We start from the raw sequence: 26359 nt of genomic DNA, 5'->3' as shown, positions 1-26359 counted from the left end.
TGCGCAATCCCCCCGAAAAACTGGGGTGCTCATAAGTAGAATTTTCCCGTATTTTGAACGCTGGAGGTTCTACATGAAAACATCACGCTTTAGCGATGCACAGATCATCGCCATCCTCAACCAGGCTGAGGCCGGTTCACCCGTCCCGGAGCTCTGTCGCGAACACGGCATCAGCACCGCCACCTTCTACAAATGGCGCGCCAAATTTGGTGGCATGGACGCTTCTCTGATGGCCCACCTCAAGGAGCTCGAAGAGGAAAATCGCCGCCTCAAGAAGATATATGCCGAGGAGCGCCTCAAGGCCGAGATCATCGCCGAGGCCATGGCAAAAAAGTGGTGACGCCATCTGCTCGGCGGGAGATGGCGACCAAGGCGGTTGCTCACTACCCCCTCTCTATCCGCCTCGCCTGCCAGATATTCGGCGTGAGTGAGGGTTGTTACCGCTATCAGCCGGTGCTGGCCGATGAAAACCAGTGGATCGCTGATGAATTGCTGCGCATCACGGCCAGCCAACGCAACTGGGGCTTCGGGCTCTGCTTCCTCTACCTGCGCGACGTCAAAGGGTTTGGCTGGAACCACAAGCGGGTATACCGGATCTATCGGGAGCTTGAGCTCAATCTGCGCATAAAACCCAGGAAGCGACTGGTGCGCGAAAAGCCGGTGGCATTGGCGGTACCCAAACAACCCAATCTCTGCTGGTCGATGGACTTCATGCATGACCAACTCAGCGATGCTCGCTCGGTACGCCTGTTTAATGTGATCGATGACTTCAACCGCGAGGCGCTGTGCATCGAGGTTGATTTCTCGTTGCCCGCAGGTTGGGTAAAGCGGGCGCTGGAGCAAGTGATCGCGTGGCGTGGCAAGCCAACGATGATCCGCTGTGATAATGGCCCGGAGTACATCAGCAAGGAACTGAAAAGTTGGGCGAAAAAGGAGGAGATCATGTTGGGCTATATCCAGCCGGGGAACCCGCAGCAGAATGCGTATATCGAGCGGTTTAACCGGACGGTTCGCTATGACTGGCTGGCCACTATTTGTTTGAGTCGTTGGATGAGCTACAGACGTTTGCCACCCCAATGGCAGTGGACTTACAACCATGAGCGGCCCAATATGGCGCTGAATGGCTACACGCCAAAGCAGCACCTGGCAAAGGCCGCATGACCTCTACTTTTGACTGCCCCTAAAAAGTAAGTATTCACCGGAACAGTATTGACACAGGAAAAATGAGACGATCGTCTCTTGATCCCACTTTCCTGCTTGCTTGATCCTGCTCCTTAGATACGCTCCCCCCATGAGCAAAAACACCATGCATTCCGCGGGAATGCCCACCACTCTGGAGCAGGCCAACGAGCTGATTTATAAGCTCCTCGACCGCATCGCCGAGCTGGAGGACCGCCTCAATCAGCACAGCGGCAACTCCTCCAAGCCGCCTTCCAGCGACGGCCCCGGTGCACCGCCGCCGGCCCGCAAGCGTCCGGCGTCCGGCAAGCAACGGGGGGCGCAGCCCGGTCACAAGGGACATCGCCGCGAGCGGCATCCGCTTGATGCCCGCCTGACCCTGGTCCCGCATTACCCTGCCGCCGATTGCGCTTGCTGTGGCGGGGACATGGTGGCCCATGCCAAACCCTATCAGGTTCATCAGGTGTTCGAGCTGCCCGAGGTGAGCTATCTCGTCACCGAACACCAACTGTATCGTGCGACCTGCTCACGGTGTATCGGCACGACCCAGGCCGCACTGCCAGACAACGTCAGCAGCAGCCAGATGGGGGCCAATCTGCTCAGCTACATCGCGCTGCAAAGCGGCCAGTTTCACCAGAGCGTCAGCCAGATACAGCAGCAGCTCAAACAGCATTTCGGCCTGAGTTTTAGCCGGGGCGCCATCAGTGAGGCGCAGGGGCGGGTGAGTGCCATGCTCACCCCGACCTACCAGGCCATCAAGCAGCAGGTGCAGACGGCCACCCACGTTCATGCCGATGAGACCCGGCATCAGCGGGGTGGAGAGCGCCGCTGGATGTGGCTGGCGCTGAGCAAGATAGCCGTCTGCTTCATGACGGCCTATGGCCGTGGTCAGGAGGCGGCCAAGCGGCTGCTGGGCGCCGAGTTTGACGGGGTGCTGGTGACCGACCAGTACGCCGGCTACCGGTTTATCGACGCCGACCAGCGGCAACTGTGCTGGGCCCACGTGGCCCGCAATCTCGTGGCCATCGCCGAGAGTAGCGAGCAGTGCAACCAGCCCATCGGTGCCCGGTTGGTCTTGCTGGCGGATGCGGTGTTTCGTACCCGGCACCGTTGGGAAAGCGGTGCGTTGAGCAAGCAGAAATACCTGCGCAGGCTCGCGCGTTACCGGCAAAGCTGGCGAAGCCAGTTGGAGCGCGGCGCCCTGTTGTGCAGCAAACGCTACCGTGGACGATGCCAGTTGCTGCTGCGGGATGACGAGATGCTGTGGCGGTTTATGACTGACGACGAAATAGCGCTGACCAACAACGAGGCGGAGCGGGCGCTGCGTGGCTATGTGCTCTGGCGCAAGGGTAGCTACGGCGTGTGGTCTCACCGGGGCGAGCTGTTTCGCCAGCGCATCCTGTCGTTGGTGGAGACCGGCAAGCGATTGGGCCGCTGCCCACAGGAGTGGTTGAGGGCCGTGGTCAGGGCGTGCATCGAGAAGACAGATTATCCCATCCCGGCAGAACTGATGCCGTCAACCCCGTCCTGGTGAATAGATACCCTAAAAATGGGGGGATTACCGAGGTAATGGATGATCGGTACGGGAAATACTCGACGGTGGTGGTGAGCCAACTGCCGACGGAGGAGTGGTATGGGAGTTCGGAGGACAACACCCTGGCGGATGCGATCCTAGACAGGCTGATGCACAACGCCCACCGGCTGCAACTCAAGGGGGGAATCGATGCGAAAGAGGGAGGTGATATTGACGGAAGTTGAACAGTCGAGCTAGATACAGGATGACGGGAATGCGTTAAGGATAGGGGTGTTCACGTTGGCCGAAATGACTGTTCAACTTCGCCGGAATACGCATTCGCCAGGGGTTCATCAAGCAGCGCACTGCGCAAGCCAATAAAACTCGGGGATTGCTGGCCGAATTTGGCATCATCATTCCCTCGGGGATACATCATGTGCGGCAACAGTTGCCGGGGCTGTTCGTGAACAGTTGAGCCTACTGCAAGCTCTCATGGTGCACTTGTTCGAGGTCACCACCACGCTCGACAAGCAGATTGAGCAATGTCATCAGCCTATTCCATCAGGGACAGGGGAGTTTCATTACCCCGACACAGTCCGGATCTATGGCTGCAATCTCGACCTGGATAACCAGTACGACATATTAGCTTGGCAAACGGGGGCGACCATCTATGGTATCTCATGGTGTATCGCTTTGTTTCTTTGGCGAGAAGAAGCGTACCAAAACCAGCGATTAGCCTCCTCTCTCCTATGCACCATGGGTGTTGCACTTATTATCTGAATTCACGACTGGGTTCGAGACCTGATGAATTCGATTTTATCTTTCACTTGTAAAATCCTCACGTCACTTAGCTTACCCGTCTGAATCGCGAACAAAAGTCCGGCTAAGTAGTCGCTACCACGCAGACTACCTTCAGCTAACTTCGCAACATATGCCGAATTGAAATGCTCCTCGCTTAGCGCCCTCCAAGTCCTGTTGACCGCGTCCACGGCGTAGTCTGTAGTTGAGTATGCATCGTCATAAGCACGGCGCAGGGAGACTAACGCTATTATGTGGCGAATGTTCCGCTCCGCTGCCTCATCACGCTCACTTTGCGCCCAAGTTTCTGCGATAGTAAGCTCTCGAATACGGTCTCCCAGTTTTTCGACACCGTCCGATTGACGATACATATTGTAATAAGCCTTCGCTTTTTGAACAAAAAATTCAGCTTCTGAGCCGCGAATATCTTCAAGCCGTTCATAAAACCCAATAATCAACTCTGCGGCCCCTCCTTTATCACCTGCAAAAGCAAAATTTAAATTATCAAAAAGCGTTAGTTCGATAGCTAGACGAGATTCCTCGGGGGGAATACCCCGAACTAACTCCAGTAATGAGTCAATACACCAAGCCACGCCCCTGGCTCTATAGAGTTCGGAAAGCACCGCAAGCAACCAGACTTCAGAATTACACACCACCTTGTAGCCAGCATGACTCGCGAGCTCTGAACGGCCCACACGCTCATAGTCTAAATATGGTATAGATTTTGAAATTAGCTCATCTAAACGAGTATGTGAAGCGCTAACAAAATTCACCCAATCCCCGTCTACTTTTCGCTTAACACTGAGAACATATAGCAGTGCTAGGAAATCTTTTTCTTTAGGAACCCTTTTAATTACTGTATCCTGACCCAGGACATTGTAAGCATTGAATAAATTATCTAACAACTTCCGTCCGCCACGAAAGGATGGACAACGGACCGACTTAAACCGTTGATTGACCGTTCTACTCTCTTTTGCAGAAAACTTCCGGTCTACCTGCACCAACGGCAGAGCCACTAAACGCGTCGAATTCAGCGCGTCGACCAATACGCCATCCGAACTGTCTACGACGCACAGCACGGTTGTAGAACTACCTCTCAGATAGAGCACATTATTCCGAATTATCTTCGCTAGCTCTAAATCGATAGTCTTAGCATCAAAAACTATAACGGAACTCTTCAGCCCCATAAGTTTATTTAAATACGTAGACTCCAAAGCCGTTCCAGATTCCACAAAATAAACTCTTCTATCCTTAATTTTACCTACAACAGATCTAGTGAGTAGCGTTTTTCCGGACACACGAGGACCGGATACTACAACTACCCCGCCTACTAATGTACTCTCTAGAAGCTCCTGTTCAACATCTCGAGAGGCATAGTAATAAGGCAGTACTGATGCACTTCCACCGTGCTCAGAACCGACATCAGCTACTCCCTGAATTAAAAAATCTTGATTCTCTTTTGGATCATCCCCAAGATACTTTAAATCGAGAACAAACCTATCCATCTCCTTATCGTTTTCGGCAGATAAAAGATAGGCTGCCTGCAAGAGCTTGTAAGGCTGACTATACTCACCTTTATCGATAAGTATTACGGTATTCACGCCATGCCTCTTCAGCTTCGAAGCTTCAATTCTGTCAGGTTCTTCATTACTAAATACAATTCGTCTAGTAACCTTGCCTGGAATATTTTTTGATGCGACCAAAAACGCGATATCATTCTCATCGGAGAGTGAGCATCCAATGTATATGACATTCTTATTTAACATATCCTCTTGAAGAAGTGACAACATTCTTCGATTACTTTGAATGCTCTCTAAGTAGGAAGCTTTTCGAAAAACCAGTCTATCGGAAGTGTGAGTCACCTCATAAAAAACGTCGCCATGCAACTTATATACAGGTGAAAACCCCCTTGAATTATCACTCAACCCCGCATCATACGGATAGATGGGTCGAAATTTTGAGTGCTTTTCGATAGCATTGTCTATATTAAGAGTATAAATATACTTCCAGTCAATATCATTAATCAGAGACCGTTTTTCCGGGCCTAATGTCACATCAAGAAAATAATCTTGCAATGTTTTTTTGACCACGTCAGATGGAACAAAATCCGGGTCAAAATAAACATCAGATACATCTGAAAATGTACCTTTTTTAAGGCTATCTAACTCTGCATCAGTCATACCGTATTCAGCGAGCTGATCAAACATGATACCTTGAAATTCTGCCCCTTTAGGGACTTTATTGCCGCTAGATGCGGTTTCTCCGACAGTGAACCCAGCGCCGAAGACAGGCACCAAAGTTCCATCCTGAAAATAACCTGACAGCATATCTAAAACAGTTTGATCGTCGTGACGAAAAATTTCCAAACCCATCTCCTTTGGCAGCGACCTTTACGCTGAGTAGCGCTCAAAGGTTAACCTCGCTTGGGACCGTTTTGGAGGCTAACCACACTCAGACAGAGGGTAACGTGGATTTGACCCCATAGATCCAGACACTTTTTCCCGCTTAGGGTTGTGATACCCGACTGCGCAGAAATTCCCGTGGTGAACGGTATCCCAAGGCGCTGTGCGGGTGGTGCTCGTTATAATGCTCAAACGCAATAGCCAAATTGCCTACCGCTGTTCGGCTATCCGGTTTTGGCATCATCTCGATATAGTCTCGCTTCATCGTCTTCACGAAGCTCTCCGCTATACCGTTACTCTGTGGGCTTCTCACTGCTGTCGTTCTGGGCTCCAACCCGATTTCTCGTGCAAACGCGCGGGTCTCATGGGCGCGATACGCCGAGCCATTATCAGTCAGCCACTCCACCGGTGATGCCGGCAACGAATCCCCAAAGCGACGTTCGACAGACCTCAGCATGACATCTTGCACAGTGTCACTATCGTAACCCCCAGTACTGGCCGCCCAGTCCAACGCCTCCCTATCGCAGCAGTCCATGGCGAACGTGACTCGTAGTTTTTCACCGTTATCGCAGCGAAACTCGAAGCCATCTGAGCACCACCGTCGATTGCTCTCCTTGACGGCAACACACCCCTTATGTGCCTGCTGGGCCAATGGTGCAGCTGGTTTTCTTTCCAGCAGCAAGCCATGCTCGCGCATGACGCGATATACCCGCTTAGCGTTTACCACAGGTTGTTCTGTTGCCTCAGACTGACGCCGTAACAGCGCCCAGACCCGGCGATAGCCATAGGAGGGAAGCTCTGCCATCGCCTCCATGATACGGCCAAGTAAGGCTGCATCATCACGCTGGCGATGATGACGACCATCTTGCCAACCCGGTTTTCGATGAACACGAACGGATAGCTGCGCACGCGATACATTAAGAGCCTGGCTCACAGCACTTAATCGTCGTCCCCCGGCAACAAGGGCGCATGCGCAATCCATTTTTTTGCTCGACCATACTCCACGGCTTCTTTGAGGATCTCGTTCTCCATGGTCTTCTTCCCGAGCAGACGCTGAAGCTCTCGGATCTGCTTGATGGCAGCAGCCAACTCGGAAGCAGGAACAACATCCTCACCGGCGGTGATCGCCGTGAGAGACCCTTCTTGGAATTGCTTACGCCATTTGAAAAGCTGGTTTGCGTTGACGTCGTGCAAGCGAGCAACATGAGAGACGGTCATCCCGGGCTCAAAGGTCTGCTGCACGATGGCGATCTTTTCTTGTGGAGTCCGGCGTCGACGGCGCTCGGCCCCTGTTAACACTTCGACCATCTTCTCGTTGTGACTAGTACTGAACATAGCTCCAAGACTACCTCTTAAGTTAAGAGGGGCGAAGTGTCTGGATCTTCAAGGGGCCAATCTATAACGCTATCCCATGACCCTAAGCTACTCTTCCTTTCTATCGGGGCATTGTCAAAACCATTGCCCTTGCGCGACATCGAGGTCTGCATCTCAAATTGGCCCTGCGCCCGGTAAGCCTTGGCACAGTATTGGCTACCCCGGTCGGTATGGTGAATGAGCCCCGGGGGTGGCCGTTGCTACTGCACCGCTCTAAACAAGGCCTGGCTGACCAACTCGGTTGTCATCCTATCTCCCATCGCATACCCCACTATTTCGCAGTTAAACACATCCTTCAATCCTGCCAGATAGAGCCAGCCCTTGTCGGTCGCGATATAGGTGATATCGCCAGCCCACACTTCATTGGGTCTGGTCGGCGAAAATACCTGCCCCAGCACATTCTCGGCGACTGGTAGCGCGTGGGGGTGATGCCTCCAATCAGTGGAAGTGATGTTTCTCAAAAACCGGCATCATACCGGATGTTCAATCGAACAAAGGCATCACCTGAAAATGTAATAAATTAGCTTTCATTGCGCGAAAATGGTCAATTAAATGACATTACACCTTAATTTTGTAATGAAATAAGCGTAAAAAATCTATTGTAGCAGCAATTCTGTTGCCATATCAGTCAGTCATACAACCTAACCGTGTTCTATTTTTTCACCATACCCCGCCCTTCACTCTCTCGATGCCCTGCCGGATTCCGGCACCAAACAGAGAGAGCCCCCATGTACTACCATCCCAAACCCGCCGCCAGTCATGCCGCCGCCCTTCGACCTGGACAGCTTCGCCATGTGATCCGTGTTGCCTCGATAACAGGCCGCCAGCCCATCCGTGATGTGATGCTGCTCTGGCTCACCCATTCAACCGACGTCAGAGTCACAGAGCTGGCCAGCATCGAGATCCGCGACCTGCTGCACCCATCCGGCCAGATGCGCGAGGAGGTCTATCTGCGGGCCGCTATCACGAAGCACAGCAGGCCCCGCACCATCTACCTGACCCACCCCAAGACAATCTCAGCCGTCGAGGCGTGGCTCGCCTACCGCCGCGAACGTGGCTGGGGCTTGTCTAACGATCCCGAGTTCCGAGGTTTTCGCCCTGATGAGCGTCTGGTGCTGACCCATAAGGGCCGAGCATTCGAGCTGGCCCGCAAGGTTCGCCAGCTACAGGGCGGGCCGGTCGAGTACCGGTGCTGTGATGCGCTCCAGCAGCTTATGAGCAGGCTTTACCGGCAGGCGGGTATCAAGGGCGGATCCAGCCACTCAGGCCGCCGGACGCTGGCGGCCAAGGTGCTGGCCAATACCGGACGGGTCGAACTGGTGCTGCTGCTGGGCCATGCAGAGGCTGATCATGTGTGGCCCTACCTGGACGTTGATCCCGCTGTCATTCAAAAAGCCTTCTCTATCACGCTGTAATGTGTAAAATCTCACAGTGAGACTTCTAGCAATGGTGATACAGCGTGAGTGAAAGTGATTTTGTTGAATGGTGCCAGCGGCACAAGCTAACACTTGAACAGGCCGGAGTTGTGCTTGGTTGCTCAAGGCCAAGCGCATTCCGTTATGCAAATGGTAGTTCTTCCATTCCAGCCCCGATAGCAAATCAGTGTGAGTTAATGGATCTTCTCCCACCTTCAAAAAGTCTCACCGTGATACAAAAAAGGCTTGCCATAGTCTCACGGTGAGACTACATTAAACCCATTAAGGCGGGGTTGTCCCGCTGAATATGGGGGTTGTAATTATGCGTGACTATGAGCACTCACCCGCCCGAGCTGGAGAGGCATTATTGGCTAAGGCAGTGGCCGCCCAGGGTGAGAGCGTGAACATTTTGTTAAATTTCACCCAGTTTTTTGAGACCCGCATTGAGTACCGTTTCCAGATATTCACTGCTCATTCCTGCGATTTTTTGCTTCCGTCTTACGCTCGCCTTGCGTGAAGTCTCGGCCCTGAGCATGTTCAGCCCCATGTGCCGGATGCACGCCAAAATCTCTGCGGCATCACCGCGATAAATCGGGCAATCATCCTCGCCCATCGTGACGTCCAGCACCCAGTGCAGGCTATTTTCGATGGCCCAGTGCCCACGCACCGCTCGCGCAAACTCATCCTGCACCAACGCTTTGGAACTGATGAAATAACGCTGCTCTATGGTAATTTTTTGCATATTTTCAACGCGATAGGAGATGGCCACGCCAATGCTGTGCAACTGTTTCCAATGAGGAAACTGGGCGGCCAACTCGCCCGCCGCCATGACATGGTACTCACGACCATCGATGCGGCCATGAGCCTTCTCAAGCGTCATCGTCTCTGCGCATAACGGGGTGGCCGCCAGCGGGGCGAGGGCCTGTCGAACCGCCTCGAACAACTTGGGTTGGTTGCCTTTGACGGCCAATAAGTAATCGCCACCTTGCTGAAGGATGGTCTCGGCGATCTCGGTCTGGCACCCCATCGCATCGATGGATACCAGGCAGCCTTTGATGTCGAGCAGCGCCAGCAACTCGGGAATAGCGGTAATTTCATTGGACTTGGCGTCGGTTTTTATCTGTCCGAGCACCAGCTTATTGGCGGCGGCATAGGCACTGACCATGTGAATGGTCGACGTTCGATCCTCACGGTCATAGGAACTGCGCAGGGTTTTGCCATCGATAGCGACCAGGGCGCCATCGGTGTGCTGGTTAATGGCTTGAGTCCACCGCACAAAGGCGGCCTGAAACGGCTCTGGTTTGATGCCGGAGATGATCCTGGCAATGGTGTCATGGACAGGAATGCCGTTTTTAAACAGTCCCTTGGATTGAAACCAGGGAAGATGAACCTCGCCGAAATCCTCAATATCTTCCCAGCCCTCAGCCCCGCCGATCACGGCACAGACGGTGAGAAACAGGACATCGTAGAAGGGATAATAAATCTTGGCATGCTGGCGAGGGTCGTGAATATTGTCGAAGAACTGAGCGAAAACGGCATCAATAGACATGAGAGCACTCCTGAAAAGGAGCATGAGATCACAGCCGGATCACCAGGTCAAATTTCAGGGTGAGGATGTGAGCAAATTGTTAACTATGGAAATCATGGAAATTATCATTTTTTGGATTTCATGCGCATTTTTTGAGCTGAAATGACGTGCAGTGACGATTAAAAAGTGTGAAGGCGATCCTGACTATAAAGTTAACTGCATATCACAGGCCTATAAGTATTTGTTTTGTAGGCAAAAAACTATTTTTAATTTTTAACAAAATGTTCACGATCTCGCCCTGAGTGGCCGCCCGCTCGAAACTGAACAGGATAAACCGAAAGGCAATCAAGGAAGGCGGCCTAAAGGGCGATGCGCTGTTTGAGGCTCTGGTATCTGAGACCGCAAGGATTCGCGGCCTCGATTACAAAGAGGTGTTTGCCGAATTGGCGGCTAAGTAAGGGCCTTCTGGCCCTTATTCATCAAATTAAGGGAAAAAGTCCGTGACAAAGGCCAATCACATTCCGAGCAAAAAAAGCGTATGGAGCCAAGGCCATCACCCGGCAAATTCACGAATCATTGGGCTGGAGTCATTAGCACGAAGTGGTTCGACCGAGGCGGTAAGACTCAAGGCCATTGCAGCACTAAAGAGCAATTTCGGAATTGAATTCAAGGGGTGATCAGTATCACCAACTATTAGAGGAAAAATAATGCTCACTAAAAACGATATATTCCCAATGTTCGTAAATGTAAGTCTCATCATCGGAGGCGTGGTTTTGATTTGTCTGGCTGGAACGGATGAATCACTGACACAGCATGTTCAAGCAACTGTGACCTGGACAACCTCGATTTGCACCTTCATAGTCAACTCGATCATTGCGCTCGCTACATTCAACGCATCACTGAAACTTTGGAACGGTCGCCGATACCTATGTGTAGGCGTTATTGCGTTAGGGATTGGTTTATTAACCGCAACCCAAGTCTTCCTTTTGCCTTTTTTGGAGCAAACTTTTGGAGCCACTGGGGATTATTTTGTCGAGTATGTGAAGCTCATTTCCAATCCAGCCAATTGAGAGTCTGAGCGACATTTTTGTAGATCTCGTAAGTGTATAATTAGGGAAGGTGCGAATAAGTCATATGGCACGAGAGCATTTACTGGTAACCCATTGATATTAAATCCGTCATTCCGCACCTGATTTTGCTATTTTCAGTGCTTGACGGCGATCGGCCGTTCTGATCTATTACTCTCTTTTGCAGGTAGATCATCATGGCCCCACCCGCTATCTCGATCCGTAACCTCGATCACCTTGGTTTGGTCGCCGCACTCTGCCAGGAACTGGGCATTGCCCGCATGATCGATGCCTTGCTCCCCAAAACCCCGCCTTTCAAGGTCTCACATGGTGAAGCCTTGGTCGCCATGATAGTGAACGGCCTCGGCTTTCACAGCAGCACCCTGCACATGTTCCCGCAATTCTTCGCTAACAAGCCGGTTGAGCGCCTGATTGGCCCCGGGATCTGTGCTGATGACCTCAATGATGATGTGCTCGGTCGCTGTCTCGATGCCCTCTTTGAGGCCGATGTCAGCGCCTTGTATCAGGTGATGGCGGCGCAAGTTGTCGAGCGGCTGGGGCTCAAAAGCACCGCAGTGCACCTCGATATTACCAGCTTCCACGTCGATGGCGCCTATGACTGTGCCGATGGGGATCTGGTCGGTAAGCTGCAACTGGTGCGTGGTTATAGTCGTGATCACCGGCCAGAGCTGAATCAAGTGATCCTTGAGCTCATCTGTGAAAATCAGGCCGGCCTACCTGTCTATATGCAGGCCCTGAGCGGCAATAGTAATGACACCAAAGCCTTTGCCCAGACCGTTCGTCGCCATTTGAGCAGTCTCAAGGCCGCGCAGGAGTGCCGTTATCTGGTCGGCGATGCCGCACTGTACTGCGCCGATACCTTGCAATTACTGGCGCAACAGCAGCAACTATTTGTGACCCGGGTGCCCGTCACTCTCAATGAGGCAAAGCAGGCCGTGGCAACCATAGGTGCACAACCGCTGACCGCTCTGGGCAATGGCTATCATGGCCGTTGGCAACACGCGAATTATGCCGGGGTCGCGCAACGTTGGTTGCTGGTGCGCAGCGAACAAGCCAGCCACCGCGAGCAGCAGACATTGGCCAAAAACCTGCTCAAAGACAGTACCCGCGAGCTCAAAGCCTTCGCCAAATTGTGTGCCCGACGCTTTGCTTGTGAGGCGGATGCCCAAGCTGAGTTGAGCTGTTTTACCGCCAGCTTGATGCTGCTGCAACTGGATGCCGAAGTGGTAGGTGAACCCGTTTATACAGGACGTGGCAGACCCAAGCGTGGCGAAGAGCCAATTGGCCATCAGTTTCAAATCACTGGGTTGGCGGCAACTAGCCTGGCTTGCGTTGAAGAGGCCCGCAACCAGACCGGGGTGTTCATCCTGGCGACCAATGACCACAGCGATACGCTGACCATGGCCGAACTTTTGGCCACCTATAAAGCGCAGCAGAATGTCGAACGGGGCTTTCGTTTTCTCAAGAGCCCGGAGTTTTTAACCTCCTCACTGTACCTGAAAAAGCCGGAGCGGATTGAAGCGTTGCTCATGGTGATGACCTGTAGCCTGATGATTTACGCAGCGTTGGAGCACCGGATCCGGCAGGGATTAGTGGAGCAGAATCGCAGTGTGGCGGATATGAAAAAGAAACCGACCCAGCAGCCGACGGCCCGTTGGATCTTTTTGCGCTTTGGTGGCATCCATGAATATCGACTGGGAGAAGCTCCGCCACAAGTAACGGAGCTAACAGGAGACCAGCAGATCATTTTGGAGGTATTGGGTGAGCGCTATCGGCAAATTTATTCCTAAATCAGGTGCGGAATGTCGGTTAAATGACTAAAATTTTCATTTTTTGTTCTTGGGATACTTGTTCGCACTTTCCTTAGACGAATCGCCGTCTATGAAAGAGTGTCAGGGATTTATTAAGAAACACTTAAGCTGGATGGCGCCATGTGAAAAAATTTAACATTGATGCGTAGCGAATTGTGGAGTGTCAAATGGACTCACAAACTGGGTGGTTCTACTGGGCTTTCTTGTCTGCAATTTTTGCTGCTCTGACTGCAATTTTTGCGAAGGTAGGGGTGGAGGGGGTTGATTCTGACCTTGCAACTTTGATCCGCACAGGAGTGATCATCGTTGTTTTATCAGCATTTATTGCTTACACAGGGAAGTGGGCCAACCCTTTTGGTCTAACACCAAAAACTTGGATTTTCCTTACTCTGTCAGGTTTAGCAACAGGCGCTTCTTGGGTCTGCTACTTTCGAGCACTAAAGATTGGTGAGGCTTTTAAGGTTACCCCAGTAGACAAGCTCAGCCTTGTCCTGGTTGCAATTTTTGCTTTCACTTTCCTTGGTGAACGGCCATCGGTCAGAGAATGGTTGGGCATTGGCATGATCGCTGGCGGTGTCTTGCTATTGGCTTTCAAGCGATAGAAAGCTGAACGAAGCGCATCTTAAGACTTCCTTAATTTTAGCTGTGTATCATTTCGGATAAGACATTTGTGATTAAGATCACATTTTTATCAGTAAATGACAAAATGCCAATTAAGCTCACGTACATCTTTGTTACCATTCATTTTCAACATAAAGACAAGATGTCTCGTTAGAAAGTGATTGTTGGGCTATTAATGGAGTAAGTATGCCTTCCCTTATAAAAATAAAAATTGTTCCGCTTATATTTTTTTGGGCACTGTATTTTGCATTTATGCTGAACTGGCGTGGAGTTCTCCATTTTTACGAAATCCTTTACAAATTAGAAGATTTTAAGTTTGGTTTCGCCATTTCATTACCAATATTGCTTGTTGCAGCGCTTAACTTTGTATTTGTTCCATTTTCGATACGGTATTTAGTAAAGCCTTTTTTTGCACTTCTGATCGCACTTAGGGAAGGTGCGAATAAGTCATATGGCACGAGAGCATTTAATGGTAACCCATTGATATTAAATGACTAAAATTTTCATTTTTTGTTCGTGGGATACTTGTTCGCACTTTCCTTAGTGCAATCGTTAGTTACACAATGATGAAGTATAGAGTCTTGTTTGATCAAAACATGATTCAGAATATTTTTGAAACCAATCAAAATGAGGCCTTAGCATATTTAAGCTTACCAATTATAGGATGGGTTACTATTGCTGGCTTTATCCCTGCCATTTTACTTTTCTTTGTTGAAATTGAATATGAGAAAAAATGGTTCAAAGGGATTATAACTCGTGCCCTATCGATGTTTACATCACTTATAGTGATTGCGGTTATTGCAGCACTATACTATCAAGATTATGTGTCAGTGGGGCGAAACAATTCAAACCTCCAGCGTGAAATTGTTCCAGCCAATTTCGTTAATAGTACCATTAAATACGTTTACAATCGTTATCTTGCTGAACCAATCCCATTTACAACTTTAGGTGATGATGCAAAACGGGATACTAATCAAAGTAAGCCCACGTTGATGTTTCTGGTTGTTGGTGAAACCGCTCGTGGTAAAAATTTCTCGATGAATGGCTATGAGAAAGACACCAATCCATTTACCAGTAAATCTGGTGGCGTGATCTCCTTTAATGATGTTCGTTCGTGTGGGACTGCAACCGCTGTATCTGTCCCCTGCATGTTCTCCAATATGGGGAGAAAGGAGTTTGATGACAATCTCGCTCGTAATAGCGAGGGCTTGTTAGATGTGTTGCAGAAAACGGGGGTTTCCATTTTTTGGAAGGAGAACGATGGCGGTTGCAAAGGCGTCTGCGACCGAGTTTCTAACATCGAGATCAAACCGAAGGATTACCCAAAGTTCTGCGATAAAAACACATGCTATGACGAGGTTGTCCTTCAAGACCTCGATAGTGAAATTGCTCAAATGAAAGGGGATAAGCTGGTTGGCTTCCACCTGATAGGTAGCCATGGCCCAACCTACTACAAACGCTACCCTGATGCTCATCGTCAGTTCACTCCTGACTGTCCACGCAGTGATATTGAAAACTGCACAGATGAAGAGCTCACCAACACCTATGACAACACCATCCGCTACACCGATTTCGTGATTGCAGAGATGATTGCCAAGTTGAAAACCTACGAAGATAAGTACAACACCGCGTTGCTCTACGTCTCCGATCATGGTGAATCACTGGGAGCATTAGGGCTTTACCTGCACGGTACACCGTACAAGTTTGCACCGGATGATCAGACCCGTGTTCCTATGCAGGTGTGGATGTCACCTGGTTTCATCAAAGAAAAAGGCATGAATATGGAATGTTTGCAGAAAAATGCCGCAGCCAATCGCTATTCTCATGACAACATATTTTCTTCTGTCCTGGGAATATGGGATGTGAAGACGGCTATCTACGAACAAGAATTAGATATCTTTAAGCAATGTCGGAATAATTGAGTTGCGAATCGTTGATATTTTAATGAAGTGGTTTTTATAGAAATAGACGTTTAACAGGTAATTGTTATGTTTTCAGCTGTCAGAATAAAAGTTGTTCCATTTGTACTGCTATTGGCTTTGGTCTTCGCATTTTTGCTGAACTGGCCCGTTCTGCTCCATTTCTATGACATATTGTCTAACATCGAGCACTTCAAAATAGGGTTTGTAGTTTCAATCCCATTCCTACTTGTTGCTGCATTAAACTTCGTCTTCATGCCATTCTCGATCCGCTTTCTGATGAAGCCGTTCTTTGCATTCCTGTTTGTTACAGGTTCTATCGCCAGTTACACCATGATGAAATATCGTGTGTTGTTTGATGGTGATATGATCCAGAATATATTTGAAACAAACCAAAGCGAAGCTTTTGCATACGTTAACGCTCCAATAATAATCTGGGTTATTTTGACCGGTTTGTTACCCCAGGGCGAGAGCGTGAACATATTGTTAAATTGATGCCAGTTCAGCTAACCCAGCATCCAGTACCTTTTCCAGATATGGGCTGCTCATGCCCGCAAATTGCTGCTTCTTCCGCAAGCTTGCCTTACGGCTGGTTTCGGCTCGCAGCATGTTTTGCGCCATGTGTCGTGCACAGGCCAATATTTGAGGAGCATCACCTCGATATATCTGGCAGGCATCCTCATTCATCACGACATCCAGAACCCAATGCAGGCTATTTTCAATTGCCCAGTGCCCTCGTACCGCTGAGGCAAACTGCTCTGGTGTCAGTTCAGCCGAGCTGATGTAGTAGCGATACTCCATCGAAAATTTTTTCATATTTTCAATTCGATAGGATATTGCGACACCAACACTCTTCAGCGCTTTCCACTCTGGAAATTGCTCTGATAGTGCTCCGGCTGGTAACACTGCATATTCCGGCCGATCATGAACACCAATTCCGATTCAACGTGAACACCATTTCCGGACCAATGTGAACGCTCATTCCGGTTCAACCTGAACACTTCGCCCCTCCTTTCCGGAAACAGTGTTCAACATCCCGGAATCACTGTTCACATTCACCGGAATCATCCTTAACGCATTGATTTAAAAACCTTTGATACGCTCTCCCTTTTGCCAGGGAAGAGCCTATGTCTGCCAAGAGGATTGCAATGCGTAAAATTCGTGAAGTGCTGCGACTGCGGCTGGAAGCTGACCTCTCTGTTCGCCAAATCAGTATCTGTACCAAGGTCAGTGTCGGCTCCATCCAGAAACTCCTCAAAAGTGCCCAGGCGCTCGGCCTTACCTGGCCCTTACCTACCGAGCTTGATGATGGCCGACTGGCTGCCCTGTTCTATCCGCAGGCCGATACCACCATCTCGGCCCGCCATGTTGTGCCGGATTGGCCCTCTGTCCATCAGGAGCTCAAGCGCAAGGGGGTCTCCAAACAGCTGCTCTGGGAGGAGTACACCCAGCGCTATCCCAATAGCTGTTACAGCTACTCCCAGTTCTGTGACCGTTACAAGTCCTGGTGTCAGTTGCAAAAGCGCTCCATGCGCCAGATCCACAAGGCGGGGGAAAAGCTCTTTATCGACTACTGCGGGCCCACGGTGCCCATCGTGTCGCCGACTACGGGTGAGGTCCGTCAGGCACAAGTCTTTGTCGCCGTGCTCGGTGCGTCCAACTACACCTTTGCCGAGGCCACCTGGTCCCAGTCACTGCCGGACTGGCTGCAAAGCCATGTCCGTGCCTTTGAGTTTTTCGGCGGGACACCGGTACTGCTGATCCCCGACAACCTCAAGAGCGGTGTCAGCAAGGCTTGCCGATACGATCCCGAGCTCAACCCCAGCTACCAGCAGTTGGCCGAGCACTATCAGGTGGCGGTGATGCCAGCTCGCCCTTACAAGCCTAAGGACAAAGCCAAGGCCGAGGTGGGTGTGCAGATCGTCGAGCGCTGGATCCTGGCTCGTCTACGCCATCAGACCTTCTTCTCGCTTGCCGAGCTAAACCAGTGCATCCGGGCTTTGTTGAATGAGCTCAACGAGCGCCCGTTCAAGCAGCTGCCCGGTAACCGACGCGAGGCGTTTGAGCAGTTGGACCGCCCGGCACTGGGGTCACTACCGGTGCATCCCTATCGCTATGTCGCCATCAAAACGGTCAAGGTCAACATCGACTATCACGTCAGCTATGAGCAGCACCATTACTCGGTGCCGCACCAGTATGTGGGTCAGCAACTGGAGCTCCATGCGGGCGATACCCTGCTTCAGGTCTATCACCAGCAACAGCTGGTCGCGAGCCATCCGCGTAAAACCATCCCGGGGATGAGCACACTCCCTGAGCACATGCCGGAACGTCACAGCAAGCAGCAACGCTGGACGCCAGGGCGTCTTAAGCAGTGGGCTGCCGACATCGGACCGGGCACCTTGTGCTGGGTTAGCGAACGGCTGGCAGAGAAAGCCCATGCCGAGCAGGCATACCGACTCTGCCTGGGACTGCTGAGTCTTAGCCGGGAGTATCCGCCATCACGAGTCGAAGCCTGTTGCCAGCTGGCCAACCGGGAAGGACTGGTGCGGCTCAAGCAGCTCAAGTCGGTGCTGACCAGTGGCCGCGACCAACTGCCCGCAAGTCCGCTCAGTTATCCAGAACTGCCGCAAGAGCACGAGAACATCCGCGGCCCCCAGAGCTTCCACTAAAGAGGATACGTCCCATGACCCAACAAACGCTGACCCGCTTGAGACACCTGAAACTGACTGGCATGGCGGATGCCGTGCAACAACAACTGGAACAGGCAAGTACCTACGAAGGGCTGCCCTTCATCGAGCGGCTAAGCCTGCTGGTCGAACACGAACAACTGAGCCGGGAGCAGCGTAAACAAGCTCGGCTGGTCAAGCAGGCGAGGCTCAAACTCCAGGCCACGGTGCAAGAGGTGGACTACCAGTCTGCACGCAACCTGGAGCGGTCACAGGTGGCAAACCTGGCCCAAGGAGAGTGGCTGCGCCGGGGCCAGAACCTGCTCATTACCGGCCCCTGTGGCTGCGGAAAAACCTACCTAGCCTGTGCGCTGGGCTACCAAGCCTGTCAGCAGGGGCACAGCACTCGTTACTACCGGCTGCCGCGTCTGCTACTTGAGCTGAGCCAGGCCAAGGTAGATGGCAGTTACGCCAGACTGCTGGGTCAACTGGCAAGGATAGAGCTGCTGATCCTGGATGACTGGGGACTGGAAGCGGTGAATGCCGAGCAGCGCAACGCCCTGCTGGAGATCATGGATGATCGGTACGGGAAATACTCGACGGTCGTGGTCAGTCAGCTGCCAACGGAAGAGTGGTACGCGAGCTTGGGGGACAACACCCTGGCAGATGCGATCCTGGACCGGCTGATGCACAACGCTCACCGGCTGTCACTGAAGGGAGAATCGATGAGAAAGAGGAGAAGTGAGTTGACCCAATCTGAACACTCGAGTTAGAAACGGGGTGACGTGAGCGCGTTCATGTACAGGATCTTTAGCTACAACCAATTGAAATAGATAGAAAAAAGGCTTCGTTTGTGATCTGATTTAATCGCAAAAAAAAACCGACACGCCCGAAGCCATGACTATTATCAATGCAACCCAGTACCTCAAGCAACTTCTTAGCTCTTCTGAACTCAACCGGATCGGTAAATTTACCGGTTTTTGTCAGCGACTCCGGGATATCCAGCCTGCGAGACTACTCCCGGCTCTGCTCTCAGGGCTTGGTTGCGACAAGGTGGATGGTATTGCTGGTTTGCATCGCCATTTCAATGCGTTGCAGCTCCATGATACTGACCAAATAGCGTATAAACCCTTTCACAACCAGTTACGCAAGCAGGGTTTTCCCTTGTTCATGCGCGCACTGGTTGAACGAGCCATCGCCTTACGCCTCAAGGAGTGTCTACCGGACGCCCACGGACTGGCAGGCTTTGAGCAGGTACTGCTGCAGGACGGGTCGTCATTCGCGTTACATCCGCAATTGGCAGAACATTTCCCGGGCCGATTCAATAAGCACAGCCCCGCTGCGGTAGAGTGTCATATGACCATGTCCTTGCTGGACCAGTCGCCGATATCGATGAGTATCACGGCGGATACCGAATCGGAGCGCAAGCATCTTCCGGCCGCAAATTCGTTAAATAACAAACTGTTATTGGCGGATGCCGGTTACATCAGCCGCGAGTACTTTGCTGATGTGACCAAAGCCAAAGGAAGCTATCTGGTCAGAGGGAGTCAAAATCTCAATCCCAAAGTACAGGCAGCTTACCGACAGGACGGCAGGGAAATGCCCAAGTTACTCGGAAAAAAGCTCAAGGATATCGATCGGAGAAGCTGCAGAGCCGAGGTTCTGGATCTGGATGTGAGTTCGGGAAAGTATAAATATCGACTCATAAGACGTTGGTTTGCAGAGGAAAAACGGTTCTGTATATGGATGACCAATCTTCCGCGTGAGCGATGGCCAGCCGAGAAGGTGATGGCATTGTATCGTTGCCGTTGGCAGATCGAACTGTTGTTCAAAGAGCTGAAATCACATAACCGGTTGAAGGCGTTCGCGACACGACAAAAAGCGATAGCGGAAGGCTTGATCTGGGCTAGTTTGCTGGCCTTGCTGGTCAAACGTCGGCTGGCGCTGACGCTGATTGGCAGCGCGGAGTTATCGATGCTGAAGATTGCCAAAAACAGCGCGCTTTGGTTAATGCCGATATTGGCGAGCATCATCCATGGTGCGTGGCAGGAAATAACAGAGAAGTTGGAGTGGGCAATGGTGTATTTATCCAAAAACGGCAAAAAGAGTAGGCAGAGAAAATCCAAGCAAAACAACACGTTAGACGGTATTATTAATTCGCTTGCCGCTTAAGGTTCTGTACATGTGAGCGCGTTAAGGATCAGGGTGTTCACGTTGGCCGGAATGGCTGTTCAACTTCGCCGGAATACGCAAACACATGGTACTCGCGGCCATCAATGCGACCGTGCTCTTTCTCGACACTGAACGTTTCTTCACTCAGTGGCTTCTTGGTCGACTCGCCCAGAGCTGCGCGTACTGCATTATGCAGTGTGGGCTGGTTACCTTTTACCGCCAGCAAGTAGTCGCCACCGCCCTTGATTATGGTTGAGGCTATCTCAGTCTGGCAGCCCATGGCATCGATGGATACCAGGCAGCCTTTTATATCGAGGAGTGCCAGTAATTCAGGAATGGCGGTGATTTCGTTAGATTTCGCATCTGTTTTGACTTGCCCGAGCACCAGACGATTCTCAGCGGCAAAGGCACTGACCAGATAGCGGGTGCGGCCATGATGATCTACCTGCAAAAGAGAGTAATAGATCAGAACGGCCGATCGCCGTCAAGCACTGAAAATAGCAAAATCAGGTGCGGAATGACGGATACATATCTACTTATATCATATTAGATGTTACAGTCCGCATGAAGCTAAAAAACCACCTAAAAGATCTTGAAATAGCAGTAATGACTATATATTCCTGCTCAAATCACACCTTGGATTGAAATATGGATTTCTTTATGCGATAGATTATTTCTTTTAGAAAAATCGTCAACGCAGATAGAGTAGGAAATTCTACAACGCTTATTAGCTTGAAGATTACATATCAACTTTGACTCATCAAGATATTATAACATTTTTCTACAAGAGGAGAAATCGGCCTGTCTTTCAATAAAACGATAAATAATGGGCGAAATCTAATAGAAATAGGCATAACAGAAACATCATCAGCATATCCTGATTCACGCACCACCCGAGAAGACACCAGCGAAACTCCTAGTCCCTCAGCAACAGCTCTGACTATTCCTTCAGTACTACCATATTCAATGCACCGTATAGGGATAATGCCTTGATTTTCTAACCATAACTCTGTTGCTTCTCTCGTTCCTGAACCAGGTTCTCTTAACAACCAAGTGTGTTGTGCCCAATCATGTTCATATGTATCTGATGTTAGGGATGTAATAAGACAAAGCTCATCATCATGCCAATGACATGATAAGAGGCGAGGATCACTCAGTGTTCCTTCGACCAATCCGATATCGATTTGACAGTCTAATAACTGCTGTCCTATATACTGCGTATTTCCCGTAGTTATTTTTAGGTCAATATCAGGAAAACGTTGTATAAGTTTTGATAAATATGGTCGAAACCAATACCCAGCAATTGTGCTACTTGCTCCAATTGTCAAGCGCCCTTTCTTCATTCCAATTCTGGCTTGCATATCATCAATGGCAGCACGCTCTAACATGTATATTGCATGCGCATGGTCAAATAGCACTTGCCCATGCTCAGTCAAATGAATCCCTTTTCGGCTTCTACCTGAACCTCTTTCTAGTAATGGAAGCCCTATCTGACGCTCTAACTCACTAACTGCTTTTGATACCGCTGGCTGGCTAATACAAAGATGTGTGGCTGCATTGGAAAAACCGCCCTCACTTGAAACCGTATAAAAAATGCGCAAAAGGTGTAGGTTTATAACCATAACTGTAGGTTATCCATTGTTAATTATTATGTATTTTTATTATCAATTATCAAGGCATATAATGCTATAACACAGTAAATAAGTATAGAAGACCACTCAATGCCTCATTCGTCTGTTGTACATGATAATAATTCGTTTTTGAAAAGTAGCCTAAAAAGCTACCAGTGGTGGCTAGGCATCATACTCGTAGCGATAATTGCCGCAATGAGTATTTTAGCTAGGGAAGGTGCGAATAAGTCATATGGCACGAGAGCATTTAATGGTAACCCATTGATATTAAATGACTAAAATTTTCATTTTTTGTTCGTGGGATACTTGTTCGCACTTTCCCTAGTAAACTGGATGTTGCAACTCATATGGGCCTTAGTGCGCTTACTTTGGCTATTGTATTTGGGATTTTTATTGGAAACACCTTCTTCCCTCGTGTAGCAAATCATACTGCTATAGGTGTAGATTATGCTAAAAATAAATTACTTAGAGTTGGCATTGTTCTTTATGGCTTCAGAATAACCTTCCAGCAAATAGAGGGGATAGGCTGGGCAGGAATTATCATAGACATATTAATGATCAGCTGTACGTTTATCTTGGCTTATTATATTGGAACAAAACTATTAAGACTTGATAAACAGACAACAATGCTAATTGGTGCAGGAAGTTCCATTTGTGGTGCAGCTGCGATAATGGCTGCTGAACCTGTGATCAAGGGCCAAGCTCATAAGGTTTCAGTTGCTGTTGCTACGGTGGTTGTATTTGGAGCTATTGCTATGTTTCTATACCCACTAATTTATCCCTATTTAGATATAAGTGCTGAACAATACGGCATGTTTGCTGGTTCAACAATTCATGAAGTCGCACAGGTAGTGGCAGCAGGCCGTAGTGTCAGCGAGGATGCAGCAAATACGGCCGTGATTGTTAAGATGATTCGTGTCATGATGCTCGCACCATTTTTAATAGTATTATCTACATGCATCGGTAAAGAGACTCATGATACGTCCCATAAAAGCAATAGCATTACTATACCATGGTTTGCGGTATTATTTATTGTCGCCAGTGGAATAAATTCCCTTAACATTATACCTCCACACATTGTCAATTACTTGATTGATATCGACAGTATATTGCTTGCAATGGCTATGGCCGCTCTTGGATTACGTACTCACATTGGTGCAATACATCAAGCGGGTGTAAAACCTTTGATTCTTGCTGCCATACTATTTCTATTCCTTTGTGTAGGTGGTTTTTTTATAAATCTAGCCGTATTAATTTTATTTTGAATATTAAAAGAAAATGGCAAAGATCTCATTTGATAATGTAATCCCACTTTAATATAAAAATTTTTCCCATCATATAAAAATATAAATCAAGAGTGCAATTAAATACATTGCATCCAAATGCAAGATGTATCTTTCAGAGACATCTTGCATTGTGATGTAGAGCATCAATAATAATGCATCACACTTACTGTGATTTTAATTAAATCAGTTACTAACTACTGAATTTTTTTTAGTAGAAATCATTAGCAAAAAGTGCTTTAATGAACATCCTGAATGCCAATTTAATGTGTAACATCGAAGGTGTTTGACATGCATGGAGTTGCGTTATTTTTGCATATTTTAGGTGCAACAATCTGGACTGGCGGGCATATTATACTCGCTCTAATAGTTCTCCCTAAAGCACTAAAGGAATCGTCAACGAAAATATTACTAGACTTTGAATCTGTATACGAGAGAATTGGAATGCCTGCCTTAATAACGCAGATAGTCACGGGTATTTACCTGGCATTGAACATTGAGAGTGATGTACTAAATTGGTTTAACGTTGATAACAGGGTTACAAATGTTATTCTCATTAAATTGGCATTACTTACACTCACTACCTGTTTTGCAATAAATGCTAGATTTCGTGTAATTCCGAATTTAAATGAGTCTAATTTAGCTTTAATGGGATGGCACATTCGAGCAGTGACGATCATATCTATCCTATTCGTTTTTGTAGGCGTTTCATTCAGAACAGGATGGTTGTATTAAAGTTATAATGAAACTAATAAAAGCAATGTTAGATAAATCATCACTTAGGTGCATAATATTACCTGATTACCCATGATTAGCAGTCACCACGAGCTATACTGATCTTACGTACAGTTACTGAGGTGCGAGATCATGGCCAAAAGCAAAGTCCAATTCCAGAAAGGCTACAGCCTGTTTGATTTTTTCAAGGACTATGGCACTGAAGCGCAGTGCGAAAACGCGCTGCTTGCTTGGCGTTTTCCGAACGGTTTCATCTGTCCTGAGTGCGCCAACAAGACCTGCTGTCGCCTGAAAAGTCGGCCACGCGTGCTGCAATGCAATAACTGCCGTCACCAGATGTCATTGACTGGAAAAACGATTTTTGCAAACACCAAACTCCCACTGACCAAGTGGTTTCTGGCGATGCAGCTGCTGTCACAGACCAAAACTGGCTTGTCAGCGATGGAGCTAAAGCGCCAGTTGGACGTCAAATATGACACCGCCTGGATGCTCAAGCACAAGCTGCTGCAAGCCATGAAAGAGTCCGATGACAAGCAGCCCATCAGCGGCATCATTCAGCTCGATGATGTCTACTGGGGTGGAGAGCGCCGTGGTGGCAAACGAGGTCGCGGCGCGGCAGGCAAGACGCCGTTTGTGGCAGCAGTAGCCCTGAACAAGGAAGGGCATCCAATCAAGATGCGGATGACGGTGGTCGATGGTTTCAAAACCAACGTCATTGCTGATTGGGCAAAACGGCATCTTGCTAGTGGTAGCGCGGTGATATCCGATGGATTGGCCTGTTTCAAAGCGGTCAAGGAGGCCAATTGTGAGCACCTGGGTGTTGTCACCGGGGGCAACCTTGATTTGCTGGATCATCCGGCATTCAACTGGGTAAACACGATGATAGGGAATGTGAAGAACTCGCTGCGGGGCAGTTGTCATAAGCTCGGAGCGAAGCATTTACCAAGGCATCTTGCTGAATACTGCTTCCGGTTTAATCATCGTTTTGACCTCAAGAGTATGTTTGTTGAATTGGGGCATGCAGTCGTGGCAAGCCCTCCGATGCCATATCGGCTCTTGAAGCTGGCTGAGGGTCATGGGTAATCAGGTAATATTATGTATGCCAAGTGGTGATTTCTTCTTAACCCAATACAAGGCATACATACAGGGTGAGAGCGTGAACATTTTGTTAAATTTCACCCAGTTTTTTGAGACCCGCATTGAGTACCGTTTCCAGATATTCACTGCTCATTCCTGCGATTTTTTGCTTCCGTCTTACGCTCGCCTTGCGTGAAGTCTCGGCCCTGAGCATGTTCAGCCCCATGTGCCGGATGCACGCCAAAATCTCTGCGGCATCACCGCGATAAATCGGGCAATCATCCTCGCCCATCGTGACGTCCAGCACCCAGTGCAGGCTATTTTCGATGGCCCAGTGCCCACGCACCGCTCGCGCAAACTCATCCTGCACCAACGCTTTGGAACTGATGAAATAACGCTGCTCTATGGTAATTTTTTGCATATTTTCAACGCGATAGGAGATGGCCACGCCAATGCTGTGCAACTGTTTCCAATGAGGAAACTGGGCGGCCAACTCGCCCGCCGCCATGACATGGTACTCACGACCATCGATGCGGCCATGAGCCTTCTCAAGCGTCATCGTCTCTGCGCATAACGGGGTGGCCGCCAGCGGGGCGAGGGCCTGTCGAACCGCCTCGAACAACTTGGGTTGGTTGCCTGTAACCGTTCACCGGCCCCGGCTTGACTAAGCCGAGGTCAGGTTGAATACGTCAGGATAGGGCTGGCCTGTCATGACCGCTGTGACGATCCGGCACAGCACTTCGAGTGCCGACAGCTGGCGCTTCTTGCACGTCTCAATCACCGACAGCACTCGCGAACGGAACTTGTCTCCCCGGTCTGAACTCGTGCCGAAGCAGATCTTCCGCAGGATCACGCTGCCTCGGATACACCGCTCCGCCTCGTTGTTGGTCAGCGGGGTCCCCGGATGCTGCAAGAATACCCACAGCCCGGCTTCATACTTGAGAATATGCTGGCAGCGACCGGCATAACGTCGCACGGGAACCTCGGCCCCCTTGCCCAGTACCGTCTTGATACTGCGCCGTAATCGCTCCATCCGTCTGAGTTTGATCTGTTCACCGATCAGCCCCGACTCGTAACGGTGCTGAGTACGAAAGACCGTCTTCAACAGCACGACCAGCCGATGTCCTAAATAGCTGTTCCGAATAGT

15 protein-coding genes and 10 pseudogenes are annotated in these 26359 nt (G+C 49.7%); 16 read left to right on the top strand and 9 right to left on the bottom strand.

Annotated elements, in window-relative coordinates; translation table 11 throughout:
• Positions 1-73: 73 nt before the first annotated feature.
• The 4 genes and pseudogenes from C2U47_RS09425 to C2U47_RS23255 all read left to right on the top strand — a co-directional run.
• Positions 74-1161 (top strand): annotated as a pseudogene (locus C2U47_RS09425) (IS3 family transposase).
• A gap of 130 nt (positions 1162-1291) precedes the next feature.
• Positions 1292-2713, top strand: coding sequence for an IS66-like element ISKpn15 family transposase (locus tag C2U47_RS09420; RefSeq protein ID WP_032495448.1), 1422 nt, complete (start codon positions 1292-1294; stop codon positions 2711-2713).
• 29 nt (positions 2714-2742) lie between these two features.
• Positions 2743-2950, top strand: a pseudogene (locus tag C2U47_RS09415) (ATP-binding protein); the annotation flags it as partial.
• A gap of 76 nt (positions 2951-3026) precedes the next feature.
• Positions 3027-3152: pseudogene (locus C2U47_RS23255) on the top strand (IS110 family transposase); the annotation flags it as partial.
• Positions 3153-3474: 322 nt separating this feature from the next.
• On the opposite strand, the gene C2U47_RS09405 reads toward C2U47_RS23255, so the two are convergent.
• The 3 genes and pseudogenes from C2U47_RS09405 to C2U47_RS09395 form a co-directional block, all read right to left on the bottom strand.
• The gene (locus tag C2U47_RS09405; RefSeq protein ID WP_158657402.1) at positions 3475-5856 is read right to left on the bottom strand and encodes an SIR2 family protein; all 2382 of its coding nucleotides are present in this window, start codon (positions 5854-5856) and stop codon (positions 3475-3477) included.
• Positions 5857-5995: 139 nt separating this feature from the next.
• Positions 5996-7200 (bottom strand): IS3 family transposase gene (locus C2U47_RS09400; RefSeq protein ID WP_086008128.1). Its coding sequence is split into 2 segments (ribosomal slippage): positions 5996-6882 and positions 6882-7200, totalling 1206 coding nucleotides; the frame shifts between segments, so codons are not numbered across the junction.
• A 125-nt stretch (positions 7201-7325) separates the two neighbouring features.
• Positions 7326-7688 (bottom strand): annotated as a pseudogene (locus tag C2U47_RS09395) (DDE-type integrase/transposase/recombinase); the annotation flags it as partial.
• 306 nt (positions 7689-7994) lie between these two features.
• Here C2U47_RS09395 and C2U47_RS09390 point away from each other — a divergent pair.
• A complete protein-coding gene (locus C2U47_RS09390) occupies positions 7995-8681 on the top strand; it encodes a site-specific integrase (protein WP_233735877.1) in 687 nt (228 codons plus the stop codon).
• A gap of 412 nt (positions 8682-9093) precedes the next feature.
• Here the strand turns inward: C2U47_RS09390 and C2U47_RS09385 are convergent, their stop codons facing one another.
• A complete protein-coding gene (locus tag C2U47_RS09385; RefSeq protein ID WP_021141311.1) occupies positions 9094-10230 on the bottom strand; it encodes an ISAs1-like element ISAs12 family transposase in 1137 nt (378 codons plus the stop codon).
• Positions 10231-10916: 686 nt separating this feature from the next.
• Here C2U47_RS09385 and C2U47_RS09380 point away from each other — a divergent pair.
• From C2U47_RS09380 to C2U47_RS09360, 5 genes and pseudogenes are all read left to right on the top strand, one after another.
• Positions 10917-11279, top strand: coding sequence for a hypothetical protein (locus C2U47_RS09380; RefSeq protein ID WP_103261605.1), 363 nt, complete (start codon positions 10917-10919; stop codon positions 11277-11279).
• Positions 11280-11473: 194 nt separating this feature from the next.
• Positions 11474-13087, top strand: a complete 1614-nt coding sequence (locus tag C2U47_RS09375; RefSeq protein WP_103261604.1) for an IS1634-like element ISAs25 family transposase — start codon at positions 11474-11476, stop codon at positions 13085-13087.
• A 188-nt stretch (positions 13088-13275) separates the two neighbouring features.
• Positions 13276-13710 carry an EamA family transporter gene (locus C2U47_RS09370; RefSeq protein ID WP_103261603.1) on the top strand — a complete coding sequence of 145 codons (435 nt, stop codon included), beginning with the start codon at positions 13276-13278 and terminating at the stop codon, positions 13708-13710.
• Between the two features lie 205 nt (positions 13711-13915).
• Positions 13916-15651, top strand: a pseudogene (locus C2U47_RS09365) (phosphoethanolamine transferase).
• A 66-nt stretch (positions 15652-15717) separates the two neighbouring features.
• Positions 15718-16110, top strand: a pseudogene (locus tag C2U47_RS09360) (DUF1705 domain-containing protein); the annotation flags it as partial.
• 24 nt (positions 16111-16134) lie between these two features.
• On the opposite strand, the pseudogene C2U47_RS09355 reads toward C2U47_RS09360, so the two are convergent.
• Positions 16135-16572 (bottom strand): annotated as a pseudogene (locus C2U47_RS09355) (ISAs1 family transposase); the annotation flags it as partial.
• Positions 16573-16775: 203 nt separating this feature from the next.
• Between C2U47_RS09355 and istA the strand changes: the two are divergent.
• The 3 genes from istA to C2U47_RS09340 all read left to right on the top strand — a co-directional run bounded on the left by istA (position 16776) and on the right by C2U47_RS09340 (position 20486).
• On the top strand, positions 16776-18317 hold the full coding sequence (istA, locus tag C2U47_RS09350; protein ID WP_041206683.1) for an IS21-like element ISAs29 family transposase: 1542 nt from the start codon (positions 16776-16778) through the stop codon (positions 18315-18317).
• Positions 18318-18331: 14 nt separating this feature from the next.
• Positions 18332-19087 carry an IS21-like element ISAs29 family helper ATPase IstB gene (gene istB, locus C2U47_RS09345; protein WP_000194037.1) on the top strand — a complete coding sequence of 252 codons (756 nt, stop codon included), beginning with the start codon at positions 18332-18334 and terminating at the stop codon, positions 19085-19087.
• Between the two features lie 124 nt (positions 19088-19211).
• A complete protein-coding gene (locus C2U47_RS09340) occupies positions 19212-20486 on the top strand; it encodes an IS4-like element ISApu2 family transposase (protein WP_011191341.1) in 1275 nt (424 codons plus the stop codon).
• Positions 20487-20541: 55 nt separating this feature from the next.
• Here C2U47_RS09340 and C2U47_RS09335 read toward each other — a convergent pair.
• Positions 20542-20913 (bottom strand): annotated as a pseudogene (locus C2U47_RS09335) (ISAs1 family transposase); the annotation flags it as partial.
• 319 nt (positions 20914-21232) lie between these two features.
• Positions 21233-22108 (bottom strand): LysR family transcriptional regulator, encoded by an 876-nt coding sequence (locus C2U47_RS09330; protein ID WP_080768715.1) that lies wholly within the window; start codon positions 22106-22108, stop codon positions 21233-21235.
• Between the two features lie 311 nt (positions 22109-22419).
• Between C2U47_RS09330 and C2U47_RS09325 the strand changes: the two genes are divergently transcribed.
• From C2U47_RS09325 to C2U47_RS09315, 3 genes are all read left to right on the top strand, one after another.
• Positions 22420-23382, top strand: a complete 963-nt coding sequence (locus tag C2U47_RS09325) for a YeiH family protein (protein WP_324793965.1) — start codon at positions 22420-22422, stop codon at positions 23380-23382.
• 309 nt (positions 23383-23691) lie between these two features.
• Positions 23692-24135, top strand: a complete 444-nt coding sequence (locus C2U47_RS09320; protein ID WP_082034777.1) for a CopD family protein — start codon at positions 23692-23694, stop codon at positions 24133-24135.
• A 132-nt stretch (positions 24136-24267) separates the two neighbouring features.
• Positions 24268-25218, top strand: a complete 951-nt coding sequence (locus tag C2U47_RS09315; protein ID WP_103261601.1) for an IS1595-like element ISAeca5 family transposase — start codon at positions 24268-24270, stop codon at positions 25216-25218.
• Between the two features lie 85 nt (positions 25219-25303).
• Here the strand turns inward: C2U47_RS09315 and C2U47_RS09310 are convergent.
• Positions 25304-25855 (bottom strand): annotated as a pseudogene (locus C2U47_RS09310) (ISAs1-like element ISAs12 family transposase); the annotation flags it as partial.
• Between the two features lie 21 nt (positions 25856-25876).
• Positions 25877-26353 (bottom strand): annotated as a pseudogene (locus C2U47_RS09305) (IS66 family transposase); the annotation flags it as partial.
• Positions 26354-26359: the final 6 nt, after the last annotated feature.

The organism is Aeromonas sp. ASNIH7, from assembly GCF_002903485.1.
In the GTDB taxonomy this organism is placed as follows: domain Bacteria; phylum Pseudomonadota; class Gammaproteobacteria; order Enterobacterales; family Aeromonadaceae; genus Aeromonas; species Aeromonas caviae.
Note: the sequence above shows the minus strand (reverse complement) of the source record. Positions and strands in the feature narration are given on the sequence as shown.

Bases quoted from the DNA above. Each gene is read 5' to 3' on its own strand.
- C2U47_RS09420 (WP_032495448.1), top strand. From the start codon at position 1,292: ATGAGCAAAAACACCATGCATTCCGCGGGAATGCCCACCACTCTGGAG.
- C2U47_RS09390 (WP_233735877.1), top strand. From the start codon at position 7,995: ATGTACTACCATCCCAAACCCGCCGCCAGTCATGCCGCCGCCCTTCGA.
- C2U47_RS09385 (WP_021141311.1), bottom strand. From the start codon at position 10,230: ATGTCTATTGATGCCGTTTTCGCTCAGTTCTTCGACAATATTCACGAC.
- C2U47_RS09380 (WP_103261605.1), top strand. From the start codon at position 10,917: ATGCTCACTAAAAACGATATATTCCCAATGTTCGTAAATGTAAGTCTC.
- C2U47_RS09375 (WP_103261604.1), top strand. From the start codon at position 11,474: ATGGCCCCACCCGCTATCTCGATCCGTAACCTCGATCACCTTGGTTTG.
- C2U47_RS09370 (WP_103261603.1), top strand. From the start codon at position 13,276: ATGGACTCACAAACTGGGTGGTTCTACTGGGCTTTCTTGTCTGCAATT.
- istA (WP_041206683.1), top strand. From the start codon at position 16,776: ATGTCTGCCAAGAGGATTGCAATGCGTAAAATTCGTGAAGTGCTGCGA.
- istB (WP_000194037.1), top strand. From the start codon at position 18,332: ATGACCCAACAAACGCTGACCCGCTTGAGACACCTGAAACTGACTGGC.
- C2U47_RS09340 (WP_011191341.1), top strand. From the start codon at position 19,212: ATGACTATTATCAATGCAACCCAGTACCTCAAGCAACTTCTTAGCTCT.
- C2U47_RS09330 (WP_080768715.1), bottom strand. From the start codon at position 22,108: ATGGTTATAAACCTACACCTTTTGCGCATTTTTTATACGGTTTCAAGT.
- C2U47_RS09320 (WP_082034777.1), top strand. From the start codon at position 23,692: ATGCATGGAGTTGCGTTATTTTTGCATATTTTAGGTGCAACAATCTGG.
- C2U47_RS09315 (WP_103261601.1), top strand. From the start codon at position 24,268: ATGGCCAAAAGCAAAGTCCAATTCCAGAAAGGCTACAGCCTGTTTGAT.